Raw genomic sequence first — 6,480 nt, 5'->3', positions numbered from 1 at the left:
AGAGGGGATATTATATTTAGCTGCAATTGAACTCATGGATTTTCCGCTAACTAAATGTTCTTCAATAACCTTTTTTTTAAACTCTGCCGTATAAGTATGGTTTGTTCTCCGAATTAACAAAGAGTCTACACCATGATTAATATATTTATTATAAGCATGCGATAATACAGATTTATCGATATCTAGATTGAGCTTTTCGATAATAGCTTGAAAGGAATATCCTTTTTCATATAAACGAAAGATTTGGTGATATTGCTCAAGTGTTAGTTTACTTTTCCTCATACAAAAACTCCCTATAAAGTTTTCACTTTTTAAGTGTCTACTTTATAGGGAGCATATCATTCATCACGAGATGAATTTTGATGGCTTTTGATTGGTAGAGAGAAAGTCCTCATCATGTGTTTCAATTGTTATAGATTCTTGTAAACGACAAAACGGGGATGCGTCATAGCACACCTATTAATTAAAAATAAGCCAACAAAATTCATTGATACATGAACTTTGTTAGCTATTATTTATCTTTATAAATCGATTTCGTCTTAGTGATGGACACTATGATGAATTGTGATTGATCCCTTAGCCGAGACTTCTGAGGCATGTAGCCGCAACCGAAAATCCATTTTGAGAGCAAAAATCTAAGACTAATGGCTTTTACAATATATAAGGCAGTAGCTGATTGGATTGCGTATGCGCTTAAAAGCTTGGCTATTGACCACCTATTCACGCATGTTCATAGGTGTACTGAAGACGTAATTCATTTCATTCCTAACGTCTTCATGCACCGGCGGGCATTACAACGAAATCAATTAGATTTCTTTAATGCTCCCTAGTTGAGGTAAGGCGCCTAGAAAAGCGAGGCGTTAGGGACGATTATAGGTTTAATGATTTATATCCCAGCTCCTATTAAATCTACCATCTCATTACCATACTTGAGTGATTTCAAGTGTTTACGATGCAAAGAGTTGTTGAAAGAGAAAGTAGATACTTGTAAAGTTTAAAATGATCCAAATACTTGAATAAAATAAGGTAGGAATGTGTGTGAGAGCACTCAATGCACTTCCATCCCATGAAGGTCTAGGTCTAGTGAAGGTTAATTGGGCAATCGTCACGGTTGATTGCAACACTTCACCAAGTAATGTGCCTAAAATAAAATGATAGATAAGCATATAAATGTATGAGTAATTCGTTAGATTTTCAGATTGTACACCTAAATAAATTGTTAAAGTAAGTATTAATATAATGAAGATAGGTGTGATTTTACGAGAAGTAACGACCGTAAAATATAAAAATATTAGGACATAAAATAAGATGAATAATGCGCCATATCCTTTACTTTGCATAATGAGGCCTACACTCAACATAAAAGGAGGCATAATATAGCCACCTAAAGTAGTCCAAATTTGTCCTAAGCGGTTTCGTGATTTTGTAATCGCATAGCCTTGTTGTCCTGTTGTAAGTCGTTCACTTCTTTTAACAACAACGACAAAATCAACGGCACGTCCACCACTTAATCGATTGAACAATACATGCCCGAATTCATGCGTAAGCACTGGAATATAATTTAATACAATGTCTAATAATGAAAAAATAGGGCGACGTTGATAGTAATGGCTTACCACGTAGAGGGTGGTAATAAATAATAAAAGCATAATGGAAATCGGAACAGGAGAAATGAGCCATGATTGATCCATCATAAATGTAATCCTTTCTGAATGTAATTGGGTTTATTATACGTGATTGTTCCGGGCCTTGACTATAGACTTTAGACGTATATCTCCATGGGTTGGCAATCTTAAAGATGTACACGTATGTTTACTAAAATGAGTTGTGTCCATTTTAACATAGGAGTATAAAGAGAGGATGAGTGAATAAAAATAAATGATGGGCATAAGCATAAAATTTTTATCAATTAAGCATTAAATCTAGTTATAACTATGTAAAAAAGATGATTTAGTTTTAATAATGCATCAATAAAAATGGTATGATTGAATATCATTATAACAATAGGAACATATCATGCTTGTACTGGAGTCAACTACAAAAAGATTCAATCGGCACCTATACGAGCGTTACACATGATGGGACACTTCAATAGACGGTGAATCTTAAAATTATGGCGTTATTGTGAATTAGGATAAACATTGCCCTCATACTTTGGTATTAATTATGTTTAATTAACTTGATTTAGGTGTAAAATGTGTTAAAGTTACATAAATGATATGTAAATCTTATGTAAAATATAAGGGAATGAAGGTGAGACTATGGCAAAAGTGTTGCCAGAGATAAAAAGTGAGCGCTCTTTTCCTAGTCATGACGTAGTTAGCAAACCGGATTCTTATGCACTTGAAAAAAAACATGCTCAAGTTCAAGTGTTGGATGTTAAGTTTGATAACGTTACATTACTAGATATGCGTGAACATATTATGCGTTATATGCACACAGACACAGCACACAATTTATTCGTTGTGACCGCAAATCCTGAAATAGTTCACTATGCATCAGAAGAACCATTGTACCAAAACATTATTACGAAAGCGGATTATATTATTCCAGATGGCACAGGCATTGTGAAAGCAGCGAGAATTTTAGGCCAACCTTTACAAGAACGTGTACCTGGTATTGAAGTGATGGAACAATGTTTAGATATTGCTGATATTGAGAAACGCAAAGTATTTTTACTCGGAGCAACGTCTCCTGTAGTTGAGAAAGCGGCGCGTCGTATTAAAAAGCAATATCCTAATTTAATCATTCAAACGCATCATGGTTTTATTGACATTACTGATCCTAAAGTTGTTGAAGTCATCCGTGACTTTAATCCAGACTTTATATTTGTTGGAATGGGTTATCCTAAACAAGAACAATGGATTCAACATCATCGTCATCATTTTGATCACACGATGATGATGGGTGTTGGTGGCTCTATAGATGTTTTCAGTGGTGAAGTGAAACGTGCCCCATATATGTGGCGTGCGCTCAATTTAGAGTGGGTATATAGAGGCATTACCGATATTAAACGTATTCATCGTTTTAAACGTATTCCGAAGTTTATTCTTGCTGTGTATAAACAAAAGTATTTTAAAAATTAAAAAGGCGTATTTCCAATATACTAATGGAAATACGTCTTTTCTATTGTATAATCAATCAATGTTACTTGATTTCAAAACGATCTGCATCTAATTGTTCTCTAAATGCTTTTTGATCAGCGACTGATTTTTTCTTAAAATCTTTTAAAAAGGCTTCGTATTTTGGAAGAATTTCATCAACAGGTCCAAAATCTTTAAGGCGTCCAGCTTCAATCCATGCGATTTTAGTACAAAATTCGCGAACTTGTCGTAAGTTATGACTAACAAAGAAGATTGTTTTTTCGGCTTCTTTAAATTCATATATCTTTTTTAAGCTTTTTTGAGTAAATGTTTGATCACCAACGGATAGAGCTTCATCGATGACTAATATTTCAGGGTTGATCGTAACGCTAATCGAAAAACCTAGCTTCGAACGCATCCCACTAGAGTATTTCTTAACAGGTTGGTAAATAAATTCACCTAATTCACTAAATTCTACGATTTGAGGTGTGAGTGCTTTTATTTCGTGTTTGTTAAATCCCATGCACAACATTTTGAACTCAATGTTTTCCATACCTGTCAAATTGCCATTCAAACCAGCATTAATCGCAATAACACTGACGTCACCTGCTTTATCAATGTGTCCGTGAGTAGGTGTAAGGGAGCCCCCAATCATATTACTTAACGTTGATTTTCCAGATCCGTTAATACCTACAAGACCAATGACATCACCCGCATAGGCTTGTATGGATACATCTTTTAATGCATAAAAGGTCTTATTTTTATGTTTTGGCCAAATGGCGTCCTTAATACGTTCTTTATTATTACGATAGATACGGTATTCTTTTGTAACATGGTCGATGTTTACCGTTGGCTTCATTATTCAACATTCCTAACTTAAAAAGTGTGTTACGTGAAAGATTATATTTCATTCGTGCCTCATTTGTAGAGTCGTGGTAGAGTAGTAGTATAGATATAAATTATCTATGATAAATCGTTTGTTTTGATTATAAACGTATCAAATGAAGTTACAGATTTTAAAATCTTTCATTTTTGACTTTCATCAATCAATCACTTTAGATTATAATCATATTACTAAGTAGTTGTTAATTTTGTAAAGCTATTGTAAATTATTTAAGGATACAATGTATTAATTTTACTTAATGCAATGAACTATTTCAATTAAAGGATATGCGATATACGCGAGTCGGTCAAACTTTAAATAAATTGGGAGTTATTTTTAGTTTGTGAGATATCAATAGATTGTCGCATGTGAAAGCGTGGTCAGTTATGAAATCTGTTTTAACCGTGCTAAAAGAGCACGTGAGAAGCTTCTATCTCATACAACGTTTAGCACAGTTCCAATTGAAAATAACCAACCATAATAACTATCTTGGGTTAGCTTGGGAAATTATTAATCCAGTGATTCAAATTTTAGTGTATTGGTTTGTTTTTGGTTTTGGAATTCGAAGTAACCATCCTATTGATGGTGTGCCGTTTATCTATTGGTTACTCGTTGGTATTAGCATGTGGTTCTTCATCAACCAAGGGATTTTAGAAGGGACAAAATCTATTACGATGAAGTACGGACAAGTGGCGAAAATGAATTTTCCACTTTCAATCATTCCAACGTATATTGTAACGAGTAAATTATACGGTCATCTTGTGCTTGTATTGGCGATAGTTGGACTTTGTACGATTGTAGGGCTTCCGCCTTCAATTCATATTATACAATTAGTCTTATTTATTCCGTTAGCGTACTTTATCACAATGTCAATTTCATTGCTAACGTCAACGTTAGGTGTACTTGTACGTGATACGCAAATGGCGATGCAAGCTTTATTAAGGGTTCTTTTCTATGCATCACCGATTCTTTGGGTACCTAAACCAGGATCGTTGCCGGAAAAGATTATGATGTTTAATCCAATTTATTTTATTGCGGAAAGTTATCGTGCGGCGATATTGTTTAAAGAATGGTACTTTATCACGCATTGGGAACTCGCTTTATATAATGTTTTAGTTGCAGGTGTATTCTTTGTAATTGGGTCGATGTTGCATATGCGCTACAGAGATCACTTTGCAGATTTTATGTAATACAATCAAAGAATGAGCGGTTAACGAATCCATCTAATGATTCGTTGCTGACGGTGGTGGCTTGGTGCTAAGTATGCAATGATATACTTTTGTCCAGTCATTCAATGTCAATATTCTATGAAGCTGGCGCGCGAGTGGTCCAGCTTTTTTTATAAACAACATATATAAGGCGGTGTTTTGTAATGGTACGATATTGGCTTAAAGAGATGTACATCATAATGATTAAGTTTTTGATGGCTTTTTTTCAAAAACGTGGCGTGGATGCCAATCATATCGTAGTTATAATGAATTTTAAGGAAGACATGTATCCGATTATAAATAAGTTGAATGAACGTGGATTTCGCGTCACCGTTTTTGCGAAGCGGGAACATCTTAAAGCAGTGAGAGCTTTGAAGGAAGTCTCTAGTTATGAATTTCATCAGTTTAATGTATTGAGACTTCTATTTATGATGGCAAGTGCAAAAGTGATATTTGTCGATAATTTGCATCTCTTGATGGCAGGATTTAAGAAGAAAAAAGGTCAGACGGTTATCCAAACGTGGCATGCGGCAGGTGCCCTAAAGAAGTTTGGTTTTGAAGATCGTTCGGTAGATCATGAGCATGACAAATTAGTCAGGCAATACGAAAACGTTTATAATGCAACGGATAAATATTTAGTAGGTTGCCAACAAATGGCGACATGTTTTCAAAATGCATTCAATGCGCATTACGAACAATTGGTTAATTTTGGTGTACCGAGGCTCTCGCGTTATTTTTCTTTAGACCTAGATGCGCTAAAGGTAGAGCTTAAGGAGAAACATGGATTAGACGGGAAAATTGCGGTATATTTACCGACCTATCGTGAAGAGGGGATGACGAACCGTACCTTAAATAAAGAAGCGTTCGAGGCAGCATTACCTGACTATACATTAATTTCGCGTTACCATCCATCCGTCAACGTTGCGTCAGAGCATTATGGATTATCTGTATTTGAATTAATTGTACTGGCGGATGTCATTATTTCTGATTATAGCTCATTACCTATTGAGGCAAGCTTAATTCAAAAACCGACATTATATTATGTTTATGATGAACAAGAATATGAAAAAGCACGTGGGTTGAATGCTTATTTTTATGATATCCCTACAGATTATAAAGTGTATCGTGAAGCGGATATTTATCAACGTTTAAAACAACATGAATTAAAACCACTATTTGAAGATTGGCATACGTATAATAAGCAATCTACTTTAAATCAAATCGCTATATATGTAGATCGTCTTACTAAAATATAAATTATAAGGTTATAGCGAAATTATTTAGTATTGTCTTTATTAAGGATTTT

The 6,480-nt window shown here is 34.5% G+C and carries 6 protein-coding genes; 3 read left to right on the top strand and 3 right to left on the bottom strand.

What is annotated here, in order from left to right; translation table 11 throughout:
• Nucleotides 1–282 (bottom strand): helix-turn-helix domain-containing protein (locus CD172_RS07220; protein WP_142384433.1); only part of this gene is annotated, 282 nt, incomplete at its 3' end.
• Between the two features lie 665 nt (nt 283–947).
• Nucleotides 948–1,694, bottom strand: a complete 747-nt coding sequence (locus tag CD172_RS07215; protein WP_060552386.1) for a M50 family metallopeptidase — start codon at nt 1,692–1,694, stop codon at nt 948–950.
• Nucleotides 1,695–2,261: 567 nt separating this feature from the next.
• Between CD172_RS07215 and tarA the strand changes: the two genes are divergently transcribed.
• A complete protein-coding gene (gene tarA, locus CD172_RS07210) occupies nt 2,262–3,086 on the top strand; it encodes an N-acetylglucosaminyldiphosphoundecaprenol N-acetyl-beta-D-mannosaminyltransferase TarA (RefSeq protein ID WP_060552387.1) in 825 nt (274 codons plus the stop codon).
• Between the two features lie 61 nt (nt 3,087–3,147).
• Here tarA and tagH read toward each other — a convergent pair whose 3' ends face one another.
• The gene (gene tagH / locus CD172_RS07205) at nt 3,148–3,942 is read right to left on the bottom strand and encodes a teichoic acids export ABC transporter ATP-binding subunit TagH (RefSeq protein WP_037566400.1); all 795 of its coding nucleotides are present in this window, start codon (nt 3,940–3,942) and stop codon (nt 3,148–3,150) included.
• Nucleotides 3,943–4,352: 410 nt separating this feature from the next.
• Here tagH and CD172_RS07200 point away from each other — a divergent pair, with 410 nt between their 5' ends.
• Nucleotides 4,353–5,156, top strand: coding sequence for an ABC transporter permease (locus CD172_RS07200; protein ID WP_037566496.1), 804 nt, complete (start codon nt 4,353–4,355; stop codon nt 5,154–5,156).
• Between the two features lie 182 nt (nt 5,157–5,338).
• Complete coding sequence (tarB, locus tag CD172_RS07195) at nt 5,339–6,430, top strand: teichoic acid glycerol-phosphate primase TarB (protein WP_103345928.1); 1,092 nt, start codon at nt 5,339–5,341, stop codon at nt 6,428–6,430.
• Nucleotides 6,431–6,480: the final 50 nt, after the last annotated feature.

The organism is Staphylococcus agnetis, assembly GCF_002901865.1.
GTDB lineage: Bacteria > Bacillota > Bacilli > Staphylococcales > Staphylococcaceae > Staphylococcus > Staphylococcus agnetis.
This window is presented reverse-complemented; position numbering and strand designations above follow the sequence as displayed.

Bases quoted from the DNA above. Each gene is read 5' to 3' on its own strand.
- CD172_RS07215 (WP_060552386.1), bottom strand. From the start codon at position 1,694: ATGATGGATCAATCATGGCTCATTTCTCCTGTTCCGATTTCCATTATG.
- tarA (WP_060552387.1), top strand. From the start codon at position 2,262: ATGGCAAAAGTGTTGCCAGAGATAAAAAGTGAGCGCTCTTTTCCTAGT.
- tagH (WP_037566400.1), bottom strand. From the start codon at position 3,942: ATGAAGCCAACGGTAAACATCGACCATGTTACAAAAGAATACCGTATC.
- CD172_RS07200 (WP_037566496.1), top strand. From the start codon at position 4,353: ATGAAATCTGTTTTAACCGTGCTAAAAGAGCACGTGAGAAGCTTCTAT.
- tarB (WP_103345928.1), top strand. From the start codon at position 5,339: ATGGTACGATATTGGCTTAAAGAGATGTACATCATAATGATTAAGTTT.